Raw genomic sequence first — 322 nt, 5'->3', positions numbered from 1 at the left:
TCTGGCAATATTTGTGGTTAATACCTTGTATTAATCCATTTGGGGTAGAAATGTTAAAACTTCCTGTTGAACGTACTGCAATACGACCAAGATAATTCCCTATCTTTTTGCCTTTAGTTACAACAGCTTTTACGATATCACCCGTTTGGAAACCTTTAACAAATTTAAAGCGTGGTACATAACGAGAAGGGAAACCATACTTATCGGTTCTGCAAGATTGTCTAGTTCCATGACCTGTTGCTTTGATTAGCAATGGCTTGCTTGTTAATAATTCTAAATTATTAACATCGCCTACACACGCTGCATCAATCCAATGTTCTTT

At 36.3% G+C, this 322-nt stretch carries 1 pseudogene; it reads right to left on the bottom strand.

What is annotated here, in order from left to right:
• Positions 1-322 (bottom strand): annotated as a pseudogene (locus JUI58_RS18945) (HNH endonuclease); the annotation flags it as partial.

It is taken from the genome of Spirulina sp. CCY15215 (genome assembly GCF_016888125.1).
Lineage (GTDB): Bacteria > Cyanobacteriota > Cyanobacteriia > Cyanobacteriales > Spirulinaceae > CCY15215.
This window is presented reverse-complemented; position numbering and strand designations above follow the sequence as displayed.